Source organism: Streptomyces sp. NBC_00539 (genome assembly GCF_036346105.1).
Classification (GTDB): Bacteria; Actinomycetota; Actinomycetes; order Streptomycetales; family Streptomycetaceae; genus Streptomyces.
Window position 1 is genome coordinate 1,237,834 of record NZ_CP107811.1, and the last position, 16,557, is coordinate 1,254,390.

Here is a 16,557-nt window from a genome sequence, read left to right on the forward strand (position 1 = left end):
GGGTGTGCCGTCCCGGGCGGGGGACCTCACGCCGTGAGCGGCAGCGTCACCTCGAAGCGACAGCCGCCCGGGACGTTGTGGACCGTGGCGCGCCCGGCGTGGGCCTCGACGATGCCACGGACGATGGCGAGGCCGAGGCCCGCCCCGGCCGGGGGGGTACGGGCGGTCGTGCCGCGCCAGCCGGTGTCGAAGACCCGGGGCAGGTCATCGGCCGCGATGCCGCCGCAGCCGTCGGTGACGGACAGGACGACCGCCCCGGCCTGCCGCTGGGCGGCGATGGCGACGGTCCCGTCGGCCGGGGTGTGGCGGATCGCGTTGACCAGCAGGTTCGCCAGGACCCGGGTCATCTCCTTGCCGTCGACCTCCACCGGCACCCGCTCGACGGTGTCCCCGACCAGCCGGACCCCGTGTGCGCGCGCGAGCGGGTCCACTCCCGACAGCGCGTCCCCGACCAGGTCGTACACCGACATCCGGCTCGGGGTCAGGCAGAGCGCGCCCGCGTGGATCCGGGACAGTTCGAACAGGTCACCGACCATCGAGTTGAGCCGCTCGACCTCGGTGCGGATCTGCCGGTGGTAGCGGGCCGGGTCGGCGGCCATGCCGTCCTCCAGCGCCTCCGACATGGCCCGCAGTCCCGCCAGCGGGGTCCGCAGGTCGTGCGAGATCCAGGCCACCAGCTCGCGCCGCGAGGTCTCCAGGGCCCGCTCCCGCTCCCGGGAGGCGGCCAGCTTGGCGCTGGTGGCCGCCAGCTCGCGCGACAGCGCGTCCAGTTCGGCGGTGGTCTGGCCGGGCGGGGCCGCGAAGCTGCCGCCGTCACCGAAGTCGCGTGCCGCGCGGGACAGTTCCCTGCTGCGGGCGACCACCCACCGCCCCAGCAGGAGCGCGGTCCCCAGGGAGACCACCGCCGCCATCGCCGCGACGAGGGTGACCACGCCGAGGTCGTGCGGGGACAGGAACATGGCCTGGGCGACGGCGAGGGTGCCGGCCAGCATCGCGGTGACGGTGACGGCGGCGACGACCGTGAGCGAGACGGCGACCGAGCGGTGCCGCACCAGGCGCAGGGCGCCCGCGCCGAGCACCCCGGCGCAGGCGGCCCCGCCGAGGGCGAACAGCGCGATGAGCAGGGTGTCGGTCATGCCGTCCGACCCGTCGCGGCGGACTGCGCGTCGGCGGCCCCGCCGGGGGCCGTGGGGTCGGCGGCGCCCGGGGGGTCACCGGGGTCGGGCAGCTCCGTGGCGCCGGTGGGGTCGAAGCGGTAGCCGACGCCCCACACCGTCTGGATCAGCCGCGGCCGGCCCGGGTCGGTCTCGACCTTGGCGCGCAGCCTCCGTACGTGCACGGTCACCGTCGACAGGTCCCCGAAGTCCCAGCCCCACACCTCGCGCATCAGCTCCTCCCTGCCGTGCGCCCGCCCGGGGTGCCGCAGGAAGTGCGCGAGCAGGTCGAACTCCCGCAGGGTCAGGGTGAGTTCACGTCCGCCCTTGGTGGCGCGGTGGGTCGCGGGGTCGAGCGTGATCCCGGCGCCCGCGAGGGTCCCCGGTGCGCCGACGGGTCCGGCGGCGGCCCTGCTGCGCCGCAGGACGGACGTCACGCGCAGCACCAGCTCGCGCGGGCTGAACGGCTTGGTCACGTAGTCGTCCGCGCCCACCTCCAGGCCCGCGATCCGGTCGTCCTCGTCGCCCCGGGCCGTCAGCATGATCACCGGTACGGGACCGGTCTCGCGCAGCCTGCGGCACACCTCCAGCCCGTCCAGCCCCGGCAGCATCAGGTCCAGGACCACCAGATCGGGGCGGACCCGCCCGGCGCGGTCCAGGGCGGACGGCCCGTCACCGGCCTCCTCGACGGTGAACCCGGCGCGCCTGAGGTACTGGGCGACGACCTCGGAGACGGTCGGGTCGTCGTCCACGACGAGGACCCGGGCGGGGGGTGCTTCCATGCTCATGCCGTCCAGCCTCCCATCCGGCGCCCCGGCCCGGGGCCGCGCCCCGGCCCGGCCGGGGAGACGTCCGCGTTCCGTAAGGAGTGGCGGGCCCGATCCGGGCCCCCGGCTTCCTACGGTGGACCCGTGACCATGACCGCGACCGTAGACGTCGTACTCCCCTGTCTGAACGAGGCCGAGGCCCTGCCCTGGGTGCTGGACCGCATCCCCGCCGGCTGGCGGGCCCTGGTCGTGGACAACGGCTCCACCGACGGCTCCGCCGGGATCGCCCGCGGGCTCGGCGCCACCGTGGTGCGCGAGGAACGGCGCGGGTTCGGCGCCGCCTGCCACGCCGGGCTGCTCGCCGCCGAGGCGGAAGTCGTCTGCTTCTGCGACTGCGACGCCTCCCTGGACCCGGGGCTGCTGACCGGGTTCGTGGCGGCGGTGGCGGCCGGCGAGGCCGATCTGGTGCTGGGCCGGCGCCGTCCGCAGGGCCGGGGCGCCTGGCCCGCGCACGCCCGGGCCGGGAACCTGGCGCTGGCCCGGATGCTGCGCCGCCGGACCGGGCTGGAACTGCGAGACCTGGGCCCGATGCGCGCGGCGCGGCGGACCGGCCTGCTGGGGCTCGACCTGACCGACCGGCGCTCGGGGTACCCGCTGGAGATGGTGGTACGGGCGGCCGACGCGGGGTGGCGGGTCCGGGAGGTGGACGTGCCGTACCTGCCGCGGTCCGGGAAGTCGAAGGTGACCGGCACCTGGCGGGGCACCTGGCACGCGGTGCGGGACATGAGCCGGGTGCTGACGGAGCCCGCCGCCGGCCGTCCGGTGGCCGGGGGTGCGCGGTGAGCACGCTGATGGTGATCGCGAAGGAGCCGCTGCCGGGCCGGGTCAAGACCCGGCTGACGCCGCCGTTCACCGCCGCCGGGGCGGCCGAGCTGGCGGAGGCCGCGCTGGCGGACACCCTGGAGGCGGTGGCCCGGACCCCCGCCGAGCGACGGGTGCTGGTACTGGAGGGGCGGCCCGGTCCGTGGCTGCCGCCCGGGTTCGAGGTGGTGCCGCAGGCGGCCGGGGGCCTGGACGAGCGGCTCGCGGCCGCCTTCGCGGGGTGCACGGGGCCGGCCCTGCTGATCGGGATGGACACCCCGCAGGTCACGCCCCAGCTGCTGACGGTCGACTGGTCGCAGTACGACGCGTGGTTCGGGCCGGCCGTGGACGGGGGGTTCTGGGCGCTCGGTCTGGCCGTGCCCGATCCCCGGTTGCTGCGGGGCGTGCCGATGTCCGTACCGGTGACGGGCGCCGTCCAGTACGAGCGGCTGCGAGCGGCCGGGCTGCGGATCGGGCGGCTGCCGGTGCTGCGGGACGTGGACAGCGCCGAGGACGCCCGGCTGGTGGCGGCCGACGCCCCGGCGGGTGCGTTCGCCGCCCGCCTGGCGCGGCTCGTCCCGGCGGTCCGCCGATGAGCGCGCGGGGGGTGGTCGCGGCCGCGGCCTGGACCGCGGACCCGTACACCGTCGCACTGCGCAGCGGTCGCGGGCCGCTGTTCCTGCGGCGCGGGGACGGCTGGCTGTTGCCGCTGGACGTGGAGCGCTGGTGCGAGGAGCCCGACGGGGCGGACCGGACGGTGCTCGACCGCTGCCGGGGGGCGGTCCTGGACATCGGCTGCGGTCCGGGCCGGCTGGTGTCGGCGCTGGCCGCCCGGGGGCACCGCGCGCTGGGGATCGACGTCAGCCCGGAGGCGGTGGCCCGTACGGCCCGCTCGGGCGGCACGGCACTGCACCGGTCGGTCTTCGACCCCCTTCCCGGCGAGGGGCGTTGGGACACGGCGCTGCTGATCGACGGGAACATCGGCATCGGCGGCGACCCGGCGGCGCTGCTGCGGCGGATGGCCGAGGTACTGGCCGGGGCGGGGACGCTGGTCGTCGAGTGCGCGGAGGTGGAGGTGGACGAGCGCTGCGAGGTCCGCGTCGCGGACGGCCGGGGCGGCCTCGGCTCCCCGTTCTCCTGGGCCCGCGTCGGCACGGCGGCGCTGGCCGCCCACGCGCGGGCCTCCGGCTGGACCCCGGCCCACCACTGGGCGGCCCGGGACCGGGTGTTCGTGGAACTGACCCGTACCCGCCCGCCGCGTCGGCCGGTCCGCTTCTGACCCGCTCGCTCCGGTGCCCGGTCAGGCCGTTGCGGTGCCCGGTGACGGCCGCGGCAGCCGGTGGGCGTAGCGGATGGCCGGGCGGCCGTCGACGCGGGTGTCTCCGGTGGCGGTGAAGCCGTTGCGGGTGAGGACGGTCATGGAGGCCGGGTTGTCGAGGGTGGTGAGCGCGGTGAGTGTGCGGAGCCCGTACGGGCCGGCGGCCAGTCGTCGGACCGCGCCGACCGCCGCCGTCGCCAGTCCGCGGCCGGCCGCGGCCTCGCCGATCCGGTAGCCGAGTTCGGCGCTCCCGTCCAGGACGTCCACGAGGTTGATCCGTCCGACCAGCTCCCCCTCGGCGTCGATCACGACGTGGAAGTGGCAGGCCCCCGCCTCCTGTTCGGCGAGCAGGGCACGGTGGCGGTCGGCGAAACCGGCGAAGTACGCGTCTCCCCGGTCCGGCACGGTGCGGGCGAAGTAGGCCCTGTTGGCCCGCTCGAAGGCGAACAGGGCGTCCGCGTGGTCGGCCCTCAGCCGCTCCAGTACCACCATGGCCCGGAGCATACGTGCGTACGTGCGTACGGCCGGAGCCCGTCACGCCTCGCGGCGGTCTCGGAGGCGCGAGCGCACCGCCGAGACCGCCGCGAGGATCCCGGCCGCCACGGCCACCGCCCCCAGGACCAGCAGCAGGTTCCTCCCGTACGGGAGCGGCAGCGCCGACGGGTTGGGCGCGCCGCCCGGCCGCACCAGCAGCGGCAGGGTGACCAGCAGCACCGCCCCTGCGGTCACCAGCGCCCCGCGCAGCAGCCCGCGCGCGGGCAGCGCCGCCGTCAGCAGGCCGGCGCCCAGCACCAGCGGGGCGATGACCGCGTCGTGCAGGACGAGCGCCCCGCCCAGCCAGACGAGTACGTCCAGCGGGTCGGGCAGTACGGCCACCAGCCGGGCCCCGACGGCGATCAGCAGCAGCCCGAGGAAACCCAGGGTGCGGCGGTAGGTCTTCACAGCACCTCCAGGCGGGTGACCCACTTGGTCTGGAGCACTCCCGGCCGGTTGGGGGCGATGATCCGCGCCGGGTAGCCGTGGTCCGGGGAGAGCACCTGTCCGCCGAGTTCCAGCGCGAGCAGGGTCAGCGGGTCCTCGGCGTAGTCGCGGCCCATCTCCATCACCCGGTAGGCGCCGGACGTCTCCAGCGAGGTGACGCGCAGCCCGGCGCCGGGTGGGGCGCCGGCCCTGGCGAGCAGGTCCCTGATCCGCACCCCGCTCCACAGGGCGTCCACGCTCCAGCCCTCCACACAGGCGAGGGGCAGCCGGGCGGACGCCCGGGGCAGTGTCCGTAGCTGATCGAGCGTCAGGCGGAACGGATCCGGGCCGATCACCTCCAGCCGCCAGTCCTCCAGTGCCCCGGCGGTGATCCCGGCGGCCGCGGCCGTCCTGTTCACCGGCAGTCCCATCGGCCCGGCGCCGGGGTGCCTGGGCGCGAGCAGGTCCAGCCGTGCGAGCGGGGTGAAGGCCTGCCCGGCGGTGGTGAGCGTGACGACACCGACGGCGGCGCCGACGCCGAGGAGCAGCGCGCGCCGGTCCGGGCCGTCCTGCGCCGGGAGGGCGAGCGTCCCGGGTGAGCGGCGGCCCCAATGCGCCGTGATGTCGGGGGCCTTGACGGCGATGTGGAGCAGGATCGAGCCGGCCGCGACCCAGGCCAGCGCGAAGTGCGTCTGGATGAACCCGAAGGGCCACGGGTACCACTCGACGATGTTGAGCAGTCCGCTGAACACCTCCAGGACCGCCGACGCCACCAGCACGGCGACCGACAGCCGCTCCAGCGCGTGCCGCACCCCGCGCACCGGCGGCCAGACGAACAGGGCCGGGTACACCGTCCACAGCTTGGCCGGCAGCAACACGAGCGCCGCGAGCCCGGTCGCGACGTGCAGGCCCTGGCTGAGCCGGTAGCCCCAGACCGGCCGGGCGGGCAGCGCGTCCGCCGCCCAGGACGGCGGGTGCTGGAGGTAGTGGCTGATCAGTCCGGTGACGAAACAGACGGCGAAGGCCGCGCCGAGCCACCGCCCGACGGCGGTGGCGGTACGGGCGTCGTGCAGCCGGCCGGAGAAGGAGGGCAGCCGGCCGGGCCGGGGCCGCGGGCGGCTGCGCGGGGCAGGGGAAGTCATGCCCTCCATCACACCGCCGCGGGGACCCGCGCGGGCCGATGGACACCTTACGGAACGCGGACGTCGGGCAGGTCACGTGCCGGGCGCGGGCCCCCGCTGGGAGGCTGGCGCAATGAACGAGCCCCCTGACCGCCCCCGTGACCGCGCCCATGGCGGCGCCCGCCACGGCACTTGGACCGCCGTCACCGCGCTGCTGCTCGCCGCCCTGACCGCCGTCCTCGTGCCCGCCGTCCGCGACGCGGGCCACTACGCCGACCCGGCGGGACTCCTGTGGTGGTACGCCGCCGCCTGGGCGCTGTTCGCCGCGGCCGTGTGGTCGCTGCGCCGCGTCCCGCAGCGGCGTGTCGTCCCGCTGGTGCTGGCGGGTGCGCTGGCCGTGGCGGCAGTGGGGCTGGCCGGGCCTCCGCTGACCAGTACCGATTCCTTCCGGTACGCCTGGGACGGCCGGGTCCAGGCCGCCGGGATCTCCCCGTACGACCACGCCCCCGCGGATCCGGCCCTGCGGGGGCTGCGCGACGGCTGGCTCTTCCCGCACGGCCGGGCGGCCTGCGCCGGGCCGGACCGGGCCGCCGTCGAGCCGGGGGTGTGCACCCGCATCAACCGGCCGGCCGTGCACACCATCTACCCGCCCGTCGCGGAGGGGTATTTCGCCCTCGTGCACGTCCTGTCGCCGCCCGGGGTGCGCCACAAGGCGCTCCAGGCCGGTGGCGCGCTGACGGCGCTCGGCGTCACGGGGGTCCTGCTGCTGGTCCGGCGGCGCGCGGGCGCGGATCCCCGTGCGGCGGCGTACTGGGCGTGGTGCCCGGCGGTCGCGGTGGAGGCGGTGAACGACGCGCACGTGGACGCTCTGGCGGTGCTGCTGTCGGTGGCCGCGCTGGGGGTGGTGGTGCGCCGCCGGGCGGCGGGCGGGGTGCTGTTCGGGCTGGCGGTCGCCGCGAAGCTGCTGCCCGCCGTACTGCTGCCGGGAGCGCTGGCGGGCGTACGGCGGTGGCGGGACGCGGCCGCCCTGCTGCTCCCGGCGGCCGCGGCGGTGGGGGTGGCCTACCTGCCGTACGTCCTCGTGTCCCGCTCGTCCGTCTTCGGGTACCTCGGCGGCTATGCCGAGGAGGAGGGGTACCAGGACCCGGGCGCGGGCGGCCGGTACTCGCTGCTGCGGCTGGTGCTCCCGGTGTCCTGGGCGGTGCCGGCCGTGGTGGTGGGGATGGTGGCGGTGGTGGCGTACGTCTGGTGGCGCGGTGATCCGCTGCGGCCGTGGAGCGGGGCGCTGACGGTGACCGGTACCGCGTTCCTGCTGACGACCCCGGGGTACTCCTGGTACGCGCTGCTGCTGGTCGCGCTGGTGGCGCTGGACGGTCGCGCGGAGTGGCTGGGGGTCGCGGTGGCGGGCGCCGTGGCGTACGTCGCCCCGCGCCTGCTGGGCGGTGCGACGGTGCAGGTGGTCTACGGGCTGGCGGCCGCGGTGGTGCTGGCGGGGTGGGCGGCCCGGGCCGGGAGGGGCGTCCGGTCCGGGTCGCCGCGCACGGCTCAGCCGATGTGGAAGGAGTCCCCGTAGACCTTCCAGTCGAGCGGGGTGTCGAGGCTGAGGTTGCCCTTCTTGAGGAAGACCCGCTGGGCGGTGTCGACGCGACTGGTGTCGCTGTGCGCCTCCTCCTGCTTCATCGCCCAGACCCGGGCGTCGAGGAAGGCGTTCAGCCAGGTGGTCTCGTTGCCGCCCTGGGCCGGGGGCTTGGCCTTGCCCAGGGCGCGCCCCCGGATGTTGCGGAAGCTGGTGGAGTCGGTGCCGTCGCCGTGCATGACGATGGCGTCGTAGTACATGAACTGGCCGAGCGTGCCGACCCCGTCGGACTTGCCCTGCTTGACGGCGGGGTCGAAGTACACGCGGTCGCGCTCGTGGTCCTGGGCCTTCTTGAACTCGCCGTCCTGGGCGGCCTTCGCCCAGTCCTTGGTGAAGTTCGGGTCCAGGCCCTTGTGCGAGTCGGTGCCGTCCACCTTGCGCAGGGCCGGGAGGTACTTGGCGAGGACGTTGCCGGGCTTGACCTGCGTGTAGTACTCGACGAGGTCGAGCATGTCGCCGGTGCCCGAGCAGAAGCCGATGATGCCGGCCGTGTAGCCGCGTCCGTCGCCTATGTCCTCTATGTACTTGTACTGCGCCTTCCAGTCCAGCGAGGAGTTCTCGGCGCTGGAGACGATCTGCATGGCGATGTCCTTCTTCGCCGGGTCGTCGAGTCCCGTCGCCTTGGCGGCGGTTGCCGCGGCCGCCGGTGCGGTGGGGGCCGCGGTGGCGTGCGCGGCGACGGGGACGGCGATCAGGGCGGCGCCCAGGAGGGCTCCGACGGCGACGGTCCTGCTCTTGCGGTGGGGGGTGAACACAAGGCCTCCATGCGGGGGTTGAGGCTTCCGATTCCGTTAGGAAACTTTCCTACCAGACAACGGGGGCGCCGGAAACCCCCGTTGTCATTTCCGGAGCAATCCAATCCGCAGGCGCCTTCGGTTCCGAATGCTTGGCGACGACCCGGGCACCGCGCCCCCTCCGGAAGGACGACCCGCCATGACCCGTACGCGAAACGGCCTCCCCGGCCACCCAAGGAGGTCCGCGTGCGGCAGCAACCGGTGACCTTCGGCGCACCCACGGAACGCTCCGGCCCGGACCTCCCCGCCCTGATGGGGCGGATCGCCCGCGGCGACCAGGACGCCTTCGCCGAGCTGTACGAAGTGATCGCGGGACCCGTCCACGGGATCGTCGTCAGAGTCCTGCGCGACCGCGCGCAGTCCGAGGAGGTCACCCAGGAGGTGCTGATCGAGGTCTGGCGCCAGGCGCCGCGCTACCGCCCCGACAAGGGCAGCGTGATGACCTGGGTGATGACCATCGCCCACCGCCGGGCGGTGGACCGGGTCCGCTCGGCGCAGGCCGCGACGGCCCGCGAGCAGGACAACGCCGCGCGGGAGCACACGCGCGCCTACGACGAGGTGAGCGAGCGGGTGGAGATCCGGCTGGAGAGCGAACAGGTGCGCCGCTGCGTGCGCGGGCTCACCGAACTGCAGCGGCAGGCCGTCCATCTGGCCTACTACGGCGGGCTCACCTACCGCGAGGTCGCCGAGTCCCTGAGCACCCCGCTCCCCACGGTCAAGACCCGACTGCGCGACGGGCTCATCCGGTTGCGCGACTGCATGGGGGTCACCGTATGAGCGGCGGCGCCGACCAGTTGCACGCGCTGTCCGGCGCCTACGCCCTGGACGCGCTGGAACCCGCGGAACGGGAGGCGTTCGCGCGCCACCTGCCCTCCTGTCCGCTGTGCGCGCAGGAGGTACGGGAGTTCAGCGCCACGGCGGCCCGGCTGGGCTCGGCGGTCGCCCTGGCGCCGCCGCCCGCGCTGCGCGCCGAGGTGCTGGCCCGCATCGACACGGTGCGCCAGCAGCCCCCGGTCCGGCGGGGCATCGTGGCCCTGCGCAGACGCGCGCTCCCGCTGGCCCTCGCGGCGTGCCTGGCCGGGGCGCTGGCGCTGGGCGGCACGGCGCTGTGGCAGCGGGAGCAGGCCCGGGAGGCGGCCCGCGCGGTGCACGACCTGCGGGAGCTGACCGGGGTGCTGACGGCCCCCGACGCCCGTACGGTGACCGGCCGGTCGGTGTCCGGCGCGAGGGCGGCCGTGGTCGTCAGCGCGGCCCGGGACCGGGCGGCGTTCCTGGGCTCCGGACTGCCGGCCGCGCCGGCGGGCAAGACGTACCAGCTGTGGTTCGCGGACGGCGGGGTGATGCGTCCGGCCGGTCTCGTCGCGGGCGACGGCGGCACCCTCATGAGCGGCCCGGTGGGCCGTGCCACGGCGGTCGGCCTCACTCTGGAGCCGGCGGGCGGATCGGCGCGGCCGACGTCACAGCCGCTGGTGCTGCTGGGCCTGGCCGCCGGCCCGGGCCGGTGACCGGCGCCCCGGCCGCCCCGGCCGCCGGGGCGCGGCTCAGAGCCAGCCGTTGCGCCGGAAGCCGCGGTGGATGACGTAGCAGGCCAGGGCCATGACGACGAGGACGGCCGGATAGCCGTACGTCCAGTGCAGCTCGGGCATGTGGTCGAAGTTCATGCCGTAGACGCCGCAGACCATGGTGGGTACGGCGACGATCGCCGCCCAGGCCGTGATCTTGCGCATGTCCTCGTTCTGGGCGACGGTCACCTGCGCGAGGTGGGCCTGGAGGATCGAGTCGAGCAGGGAGTCGTAGGAGGTGATCTGCTCGGTGGCGCGGGTCAGGTGGTCGGCCACGTCGCGGAAGTAGGCGCGGATCTCGGGCGGGATGACCGGTATCGGCTGGGTGGCGAGGAGCTGGAGCGGCCGGCCCAGTGGCGCCACCGCCCGGCGCAGTTCGAGCAGTTCGCGCTTGAGCTGGTAGATCCGGCCCGCGTCGCCGCGGGCGCCGTTCTCGCTGAAGACGGCGGTCTCGACGGCGTCCATGTCGCTCTGCACGGCGTCCGTGACGGCCACGTAGTCGTCCACCACGTGGTCGGCTATCGCGTGCAGGACGGCGGCCGGCCCCTTCGCGAGCTGCTCCGGTGCGGCTTCGAGGGCCTCGCGGACGGGCCCGAGGGTGCCCTGCCCGCCGTGCCGGATGGTGATGACGAAGTCCTGGCCGGTGAAGGCCATCAGCTCACCGGTCTCGACGACCTCGCTGGTCGCGGTCAGCTCCTCGTGCTCGACGTAGCGGACCGTTTTGAACACGGCGAAGAGGGTGTCGTCGTAGCGCTCCACCTTGGGCCGCTGGTGCGCGTTGACGGCGTCCTCGACCGCGAGGGGGTGCAGCCCGAACAGCTCCGCCAGGCCCGCGAGTTCCTCCTGGGACGGCTCGTGCAGGCCGATCCAGACGAAGGCGTCGCCGCTCTTGCGGACCCGGCGCAGCGCCTCCTCCGCGTCGGCGCACCCGTCCTGCCGGACGCCGTCGCGGTAGACCACGCAGTTGACGACCGCGCTGCCGAGCGGGGAACGGGCCGGGTGGCTGAGGTCGACGGCCCGGCGGTAGCCGCGGCGCACGACCTGGCGCAGGCTGCTGAACATGGACAACGGGGTACTTCCCTTCGGCGGATCAGCGGCCAGTCTGCCACCGCCGCCCCGCGCGCTCCTCGGCGCACACCACGAGGGGCCGCGCCCGCGCCTGCGGCTCCCGGCCGCGTCAGGCCCGGTCGACGAAGACGCTGGTCGACTTGACGCGGGCGACCGCCCGCGCCCCGACCTCCAGGCCGAGCTCCTCCACGGCCTCCCGCGTCAGCAGGGACACCACGCGGTGCGGCCCGGCCTGGATCTCGACCTGCGCGTCCACCGTGCCGAGCTTCACGGCGGTGACGATCCCCGGGAAGGCGTTGCGCGCCGAGGTGTACGGGGCCCCTTCCTCCTCCGCCCCCTCCTTCGCCAGCTCCACGCAGAAGGCCGCCAGGTCGGGGCCGTCGACCATCCGCCGCAGCCCGTCGCGCCGGGTCGGGAACCGTTCGGCGTCCGCCCAGCGGCGCGCCGTGTCGACGCTCACACCGAGCAGCCGGGCCGCCTGGCCGATCGTGTAGGAGTCCATGGACACACCCTAGGGCGTCACGTCGCGGGCAGGAGCGCCTCCTCCGCCGCCCGGACGATCACCGCCGCGACGGCCGCCAGGGCGGGCGAGTCCAGCTTCCACTGCTGCCAGTACAGCGGCACGTCCAGCGGCCGTCGGGGGGTCAGCAGCACCAGTTCCCCGGTCGCCAGCAGGGGTTCGGCCTGCGGCTGCGGCACCATCCCCCAGCCGAGTCCCGCGGCCACCGCGTCGCGGAAGCCCTCCGAGGTCGGCACGTGGTGCCGCACGGCACCGGCAGGGGGCTCCGCGTCCGCGCCGGCGAGCGACCGTACGAACCTGTCCTGCAGCTCGTCCCGGCGGTCGAACACGATGGCCGGCGCCCCGCGCAGCCGGTCGGCCAGGGACCGTGGGCCGGCCAGGTACCGGGCCAGGAAGGCGGGGCTCGCCACGGGCAGGTACCGCGCGAGGCCCAGCGCCCGTACCGTGCAGCCCGCCACCGGGTCCGGCGAGGAGGTCACCGCGGCCATCACCTGCCCTTCCCGCAGCAGCGCCGTCGTGTGCGCCTCGTCCTCGCGGTGCAGCTCGAAGCAGACCGGCGGGTCCTGCGGCACCCGCGTCAGGGCCGGCAGGAACCAGGTGGCCAGCGAGTCCGCGTTGACCGCCACCGGCAGCCGCACCGGGCCCCGTCCGTCCGCCATGCCCATGCCGAGCTCGGCCCGGGCGTCGCGCTCCAGCCGGGCCAGCTGCCGGGCGAAGCGGACCACCACCTGCCCGGACTCCGTGGCCCGTACGGGCTTGGTCCGCATCAGCAGTACCCGGCCCGTGCGCTGCTCCAGCGCCTTGACGCGCTGGCTCACCGCGGAGGGCGTCACGTGCAGGGCGGCCGCCGCCGCGTCGAAGGTGCCCTCGTCCACGACCGCCAGCAGGGTCCGTACCTGTTCGAGAGGTAGCTCGTCCATCACGAGTGCTAATGCTACGTAAAAATCTTTAGCTGTACTGCACAGACGTCGCCGCCTACGGTCGGACGCATGACACACGGCATCACCACAGCGGCCCTGGCGGGCTTCGGCACCGGCCTTTCCCTCATCGTCGCCATCGGCGCGCAGAACGCGTTCGTCCTGCGCCAGGGGGCGCGCCGGCACGCCGTCCTTCCGGTCGTCGCCATCTGCGCCGTGTCCGACCTGGTCCTCATCGTCCTCGGCGTCGCGGGCGTCGGCGCCTTCGTCACCGCCTGGCCGGCCGCGCTGACGGTCGTCGGCCTCGCCGGCGGCGGCTTCCTGATCTGCTACGGGGTCCTCGCGGCCCGCCGGGTGCTGCGGCCCGTCCCGGGCGCCGCCCTCAGCACCGACGGCGCCGCGGCCGGTTCCGCCCGCCGGGCCGTGCTGACCTGCCTGGCCATGACCTGGCTCAACCCGCACGTCTACCTGGACACCGTCCTGCTGCTGGGATCCCTCGCCGCCGACCGCGGCGACCTCCGGTGGGCCTTCGGCATCGGCGCCGCCGCGGCCAGCCTGACGTGGTTCACCACCCTGGGGTACGGCGCCCGCCTGCTGAGCGGGTTCCTGGCCCGCCCGTCGGCCTGGAGGGTCCTGGACGGGCTCGTCGCGGCGACGATGGTGACGATGGGCGGCATGCTGCTGGCCCGCGCCTGACCGCTCCGCGGCGGCGGGGCGACCACAATGGTTGCCGCCCCCAGCATCGAGGAGACCGAGTGCCCGACCGCCCTCCTGCCGGCGGGGCGCGCGCCTATGACGCCGCCGCCCGGCCCGCCCCGCTCGTCGTCGCGACCGGGGTCGTCATGGACACCCGCGGGCGGGTCCTCGTACTGACCACCGCGCACGAGCCCGCGCTGCCCGGCGGCGCGGTGACGGGCGCGGAGACGCCCGAGCAAGGTCTGGCGCGCCTGTTGCGGGAGGAGCTCGGCCTGGCCGTGCCGGCCGGCCGGCTGCTCGCCGTCGACGCCCGCCCGCCCGGCGCGCAGGGGTCGTCCCTCGTCGTACACGTCCACTTCGTCGGGCCGCTCGCTCCCGAACGGGTCCCCACGGTCCCCTCCGCGGGCGGTGCGGTCGCCGGGGCGCACTGGCTGACGCCCGAGGAGGCCTGCGAACGGCTTCCCGCCCCTGCCGCCCACCGGCTGCGCGCCGCCCTGGCGGCCCTCCACGCCGGTTCCTTCGCGCACTTGGCGGACGGGGTCGCCCAACCCGGCTCGCCCGCCGGGCTCGACCCCGCCCGCCGGGTGGAACTGGAGCACGCGGGCGCCTTCGACGCCGCCGGTCACCGCGCGTCGCGCCCGAAGGCCGTCACCGCGGCGAGCGTGCTGTTCACCGACCGGGCCGGCCGGGTCCTGCTGGTGCGCCCGGCCTACGGCAAGCCGGGCCGCTGGATCCTCCCGGGCGGCGGAGTCGACAGCGACCTCGGGGAGACCCCGCGGGCCGCCGCCGCCCGCGAGGTGCGCGAGGAGACGGGCCTGGACCGCTCCCCCGGGCGCCTGCTCGCCGTGAACTGGGCACACCGGCAGGGGCGTCCGGCCCGGATCCGGTTCCTCTACGACGGAGGTGTGCTCGGGCCGGCCGAACTCGACGCGATCCGCCTGCCGGCGAGCGAGCTGCTGGACTGGCGCACGGCGGCCCGGCGCGAGTTGCGCGGCCTCGTCAAACCCCTTCTGCGCCGGCAGATCGAGGCCTGCCTGACGGCACTGGCGGAGGGCACCGGCCCCCTGGAACTGCACGCCGGGCGTCCCTACCAGGGGAACGTCAGGACCCGTGAAGACGTACGAGGAGACCATGAGGAACCCTTGACCGAAGGTTGACCCCTTCCCTGGTGAGCCCCGTCGGGGCGACAACTACGTTCCCCTCCATGCCTCTACGACCCCCACCCCTTCCCGTACTCCCGTACCGCAAGCCGACGCGCGGGCGCGACTACTGGATACTCGACGACGTGCTGCCGGACCCGGACGCCGTCCGCCGGCGCTGCCTGGCCAGGGACGACTGGACGGAGGGCTACCCCCACAAGCCGGAGAGCTGGCCGGGACTGCGCACCATGCCCGCGCTGGAACCGGCGGAGCTGGCCCACGTCGAACGCCTGGTGCGCAAGGCGACCGGCGCCCCGAGGATATGGGCGCAACAGCCTTCCGGAGGCGGCACGTTCAACCACAACTGCGTCCAGGTCGTCGGCGCGGGCGAGTGCGAGCCGCGCCCCCACACGGACTCGCGCACCCTGTGCCGCTACGCGGCCGTGCTCTACCTCAACCCCCTGGTCCCCAAGGACTGCGGCACGAGCTTCTACCGCCAGCAGCTGGCCGGCGGCAGCCTCGGCGGCAACCAGGTGGCGGCGCCGCACAACAACCTCGTGGACGCCCTCGGCACCCGCTTCGTCTCCCCCGACTCCTTCGTCGAGGACGTCCGCGTACCCCACAAGGCCAACCGCCTCCTGCTCTACTCCGCCAACCTGATCCACACGGCCACCGGATACTGCGGCACCACCCTGGAGGAGAAGCGCATGACGGCCGTCTTCTTCTGGATGGCCTGACGCCGGACGCCCCGACGGGGATCCCCTGACCCCCCGCCGCGCGCGGCGGCGGTATCGTCGGGCGCGGGAGGTCGGGAGTGTGAACGCGAGCCGCAGCGGGCGGGCGGTGGGTGCCTGGGCGCACCTGCTGCTCGTCGTCGTGCTCGCGCTCGGGGTCTTCGTGATGCACACGGTCGGCCACCCCGACAGCCCGTCCGCGCATCCCCCCGCACACACGCCGGCCGCGATGGCGCCGGCCGCTCACGGCGGCGGCGCCCAGGCGGCGCCGCACGCTCCGGGCATGCGGATGGACATGGCCTCCCTCTGCGTGGCCGTGCTGGGCGCCGCGGTCCTCCTCGTGCTGCTGGGCGCTGCCCTGCGCCGGGGTACGGGGCGGGCGGCGCGGCCGGGCACGGGCGCGACGCTCCTTCCGGTCCCCCGACCGCCGCCACGGGCGCCCGACCTCGCCCTCCTGTCGATCCTGCGCATATAGGCCGAACGCCGCCGCGGGCCGCTCCACGCTGCCCGCGGGACTCCGTTCGTCCACCATCCGGCAGATCAGACACCACGAGGTTCCACCATGACCGGCACCACTCTCCGCCGTATCTCCCTCACCGCCACCGCGACCGCCGCCGGGCTGCTCCTCGCCGCCTGCGGACACGGCGGCGGAGCCGCGACGAGCGGCACGGAACACGGCGCCCCCACCGCCTCCCGGGCGGCGGCGTTCGGCGCGGCGGACGTCACGTTCGCACAGCAGATGATCCCCCACCACCAGCAGGCCGTGGAGATGGCCGCGCTGGCCGACGGACGGGCCCAGGACTCCGAGGTCAAGACGCTCGCCGCCGCGATCCGTACGGCGCAGGACCCCGAGATCCGGACCATGAAGTCGTGGCTCACCGCCTGGGGGCAGCCGGAATCGGGCAGCGCCATGCCGGGGATGAACCACGGCTCGGGCGCGCACGACGGATCCGGCATGTCCGGGATGATGTCCGACCAGGACATGAAGGACCTCGACGCCGCCAAGGGCGGAGACTTCGACAAGGAGTTCGCCCGCCTGATGATCGCCCACCACGACGGGGCGATCGCCATGGCCCGCGCCGAACAGAAGGACGGCCTGAACCCCTCCGCGAAGAAGCTCGCCGACGAGGTGGTCAAGGCCCAGTCGGCGGAGGTCGAGCAGCTGAAGAAGATCCTCGCCCGCCTCTGACCCCTCTGTGACCCCTTTGTGACCGCTCCCCCGTCCGGCCGCCCCACCGGGGCCGGCCGGACGGGCCGGACCCGCCCCAAGGGGCAGCCCTGAGGGGGTGCGTCCGAATCCGGTGAGGTTA

At 75.2% G+C, this 16,557-nt stretch carries 20 protein-coding genes; 11 read left to right on the forward strand and 9 right to left on the reverse strand.

The genetic code is table 11. From position 1 onward, the window contains the following. Positions 1 to 26: 26 nt before the first annotated feature. A complete protein-coding gene (locus tag OG861_RS05465) occupies positions 27 to 1,136 on the reverse strand; it encodes a sensor histidine kinase (protein ID WP_330261366.1) in 1,110 nt (369 codons plus the stop codon). Then, the gene (locus OG861_RS05470; RefSeq protein ID WP_329199952.1) at positions 1,133 to 1,942 is read right to left on the reverse strand and encodes a response regulator transcription factor; all 810 of its coding nucleotides are present in this window, start codon (positions 1,940 to 1,942) and stop codon (positions 1,133 to 1,135) included. Before OG861_RS05470 ends, OG861_RS05465 begins: the two co-directional genes overlap by 4 nt. A 129-nt stretch (positions 1,943 to 2,071) precedes the next feature. On the opposite strand from OG861_RS05470, the gene OG861_RS05475 reads away from it, so the two are divergent. Genes OG861_RS05475 through OG861_RS05485 form a run of 3 tightly spaced genes read left to right on the forward strand, consistent with a single transcriptional unit; the run spans position 2,072 to position 4,061 of the window. Further along, positions 2,072 to 2,764: a glycosyltransferase family 2 protein gene (locus OG861_RS05475; protein WP_330261367.1), complete on the forward strand. Its 693-nt coding sequence runs from the start codon at positions 2,072 to 2,074 to the stop codon at positions 2,762 to 2,764. Continuing rightward, on the forward strand, positions 2,761 to 3,378 hold the full coding sequence (locus OG861_RS05480; RefSeq protein ID WP_329199949.1) for a TIGR04282 family arsenosugar biosynthesis glycosyltransferase: 618 nt from the start codon (positions 2,761 to 2,763) through the stop codon (positions 3,376 to 3,378). The genes OG861_RS05475 and OG861_RS05480 overlap by 4 nt, the downstream gene beginning before the upstream one ends. Continuing rightward, a complete protein-coding gene (locus OG861_RS05485; RefSeq protein ID WP_329199948.1) occupies positions 3,375 to 4,061 on the forward strand; it encodes a class I SAM-dependent methyltransferase in 687 nt (228 codons plus the stop codon). Before OG861_RS05480 ends, OG861_RS05485 begins: the two co-directional genes overlap by 4 nt. 21 nt (positions 4,062 to 4,082) lie before the next feature. Here the strand turns inward: OG861_RS05485 and OG861_RS05490 are convergent, their stop codons facing one another. Genes OG861_RS05490 through OG861_RS05500 form a run of 3 tightly spaced genes read right to left on the reverse strand, consistent with a single transcriptional unit; the run spans position 4,083 to position 6,202 of the window. Then, complete coding sequence (locus OG861_RS05490) at positions 4,083 to 4,592, reverse strand: GNAT family N-acetyltransferase (protein ID WP_329199947.1); 510 nt, start codon at positions 4,590 to 4,592, stop codon at positions 4,083 to 4,085. A gap of 42 nt (positions 4,593 to 4,634) precedes the next feature. Next, positions 4,635 to 5,042 carry a hypothetical protein gene (locus OG861_RS05495; protein ID WP_330261368.1) on the reverse strand — a complete coding sequence of 136 codons (408 nt, stop codon included), beginning with the start codon at positions 5,040 to 5,042 and terminating at the stop codon, positions 4,635 to 4,637. Beyond that, complete coding sequence (locus tag OG861_RS05500; protein WP_330261369.1) at positions 5,039 to 6,202, reverse strand: molybdopterin-dependent oxidoreductase; 1,164 nt, start codon at positions 6,200 to 6,202, stop codon at positions 5,039 to 5,041. Before OG861_RS05500 ends, OG861_RS05495 begins: the two co-directional genes overlap by 4 nt. A 112-nt stretch (positions 6,203 to 6,314) precedes the next feature. Here OG861_RS05500 and OG861_RS05505 point away from each other — a divergent pair, with 112 nt between their 5' ends. Next, positions 6,315 to 7,754 carry a glycosyltransferase family 87 protein gene (locus tag OG861_RS05505; RefSeq protein ID WP_330261370.1) on the forward strand — a complete coding sequence of 480 codons (1,440 nt, stop codon included), beginning with the start codon at positions 6,315 to 6,317 and terminating at the stop codon, positions 7,752 to 7,754. Here OG861_RS05505 and OG861_RS05510 read toward each other — a convergent pair. Next, positions 7,727 to 8,572 carry a chitosanase gene (locus OG861_RS05510; protein WP_330261371.1) on the reverse strand — a complete coding sequence of 282 codons (846 nt, stop codon included), beginning with the start codon at positions 8,570 to 8,572 and terminating at the stop codon, positions 7,727 to 7,729. The genes OG861_RS05505 and OG861_RS05510 overlap by 28 nt on opposite strands. A gap of 291 nt (positions 8,573 to 8,863) precedes the next feature. Between OG861_RS05510 and sigK the strand changes: the two genes are divergently transcribed. Both sigK and OG861_RS05520 read left to right on the forward strand, forming a co-directional pair. Continuing rightward, positions 8,864 to 9,388 carry an ECF RNA polymerase sigma factor SigK gene (gene sigK / locus OG861_RS05515; protein ID WP_443056798.1) on the forward strand — a complete coding sequence of 175 codons (525 nt, stop codon included), beginning with the start codon at positions 8,864 to 8,866 and terminating at the stop codon, positions 9,386 to 9,388. Then, a complete protein-coding gene (locus OG861_RS05520; RefSeq protein WP_330261372.1) occupies positions 9,385 to 10,116 on the forward strand; it encodes an anti-sigma factor in 732 nt (243 codons plus the stop codon). The genes sigK and OG861_RS05520 overlap by 4 nt, the downstream gene beginning before the upstream one ends. Before the next feature lie 36 nt (positions 10,117 to 10,152). Here OG861_RS05520 and corA read toward each other — a convergent pair whose 3' ends face one another. From corA to OG861_RS05535, 3 genes are all read right to left on the reverse strand, one after another. After that, positions 10,153 to 11,235: a magnesium/cobalt transporter CorA gene (gene corA, locus OG861_RS05525; protein WP_330261373.1), complete on the reverse strand. Its 1,083-nt coding sequence runs from the start codon at positions 11,233 to 11,235 to the stop codon at positions 10,153 to 10,155. 115 nt (positions 11,236 to 11,350) lie between these two features. After that, positions 11,351 to 11,743, reverse strand: coding sequence for a TOBE domain-containing protein (locus tag OG861_RS05530; protein ID WP_329199931.1), 393 nt, complete (start codon positions 11,741 to 11,743; stop codon positions 11,351 to 11,353). Positions 11,744 to 11,760: 17 nt separating this feature from the next. Beyond that, entirely contained in the window at positions 11,761 to 12,681 is a 921-nt protein-coding gene (locus OG861_RS05535; protein WP_329199930.1) for a LysR family transcriptional regulator ArgP, read from the reverse strand. Positions 12,682 to 12,750: 69 nt separating this feature from the next. Here OG861_RS05535 and OG861_RS05540 point away from each other — a divergent pair, with 69 nt between their 5' ends. The 5 genes from OG861_RS05540 (at position 12,751) to OG861_RS05560 (ending at position 16,436) form a co-directional block, all read left to right on the forward strand. Beyond that, positions 12,751 to 13,374, forward strand: a complete 624-nt coding sequence (locus tag OG861_RS05540; RefSeq protein WP_329199928.1) for a LysE/ArgO family amino acid transporter — start codon at positions 12,751 to 12,753, stop codon at positions 13,372 to 13,374. 59 nt (positions 13,375 to 13,433) lie between these two features. Next, on the forward strand, positions 13,434 to 14,531 hold the full coding sequence (locus OG861_RS05545) for an NUDIX hydrolase (protein ID WP_330261374.1): 1,098 nt from the start codon (positions 13,434 to 13,436) through the stop codon (positions 14,529 to 14,531). Positions 14,532 to 14,578: 47 nt separating this feature from the next. Further along, on the forward strand, positions 14,579 to 15,250 hold the full coding sequence (locus OG861_RS05550; protein WP_329199925.1) for a DUF6445 family protein: 672 nt from the start codon (positions 14,579 to 14,581) through the stop codon (positions 15,248 to 15,250). A 79-nt stretch (positions 15,251 to 15,329) separates the two neighbouring features. Then, entirely contained in the window at positions 15,330 to 15,722 is a 393-nt protein-coding gene (locus OG861_RS05555) for a DUF6153 family protein (RefSeq protein WP_329199923.1), read from the forward strand. Positions 15,723 to 15,809: 87 nt separating this feature from the next. Next, on the forward strand, positions 15,810 to 16,436 hold the full coding sequence (locus tag OG861_RS05560; protein WP_329199922.1) for a DUF305 domain-containing protein: 627 nt from the start codon (positions 15,810 to 15,812) through the stop codon (positions 16,434 to 16,436). The last annotated feature ends 121 nt before the right edge of the window (positions 16,437 to 16,557 follow it).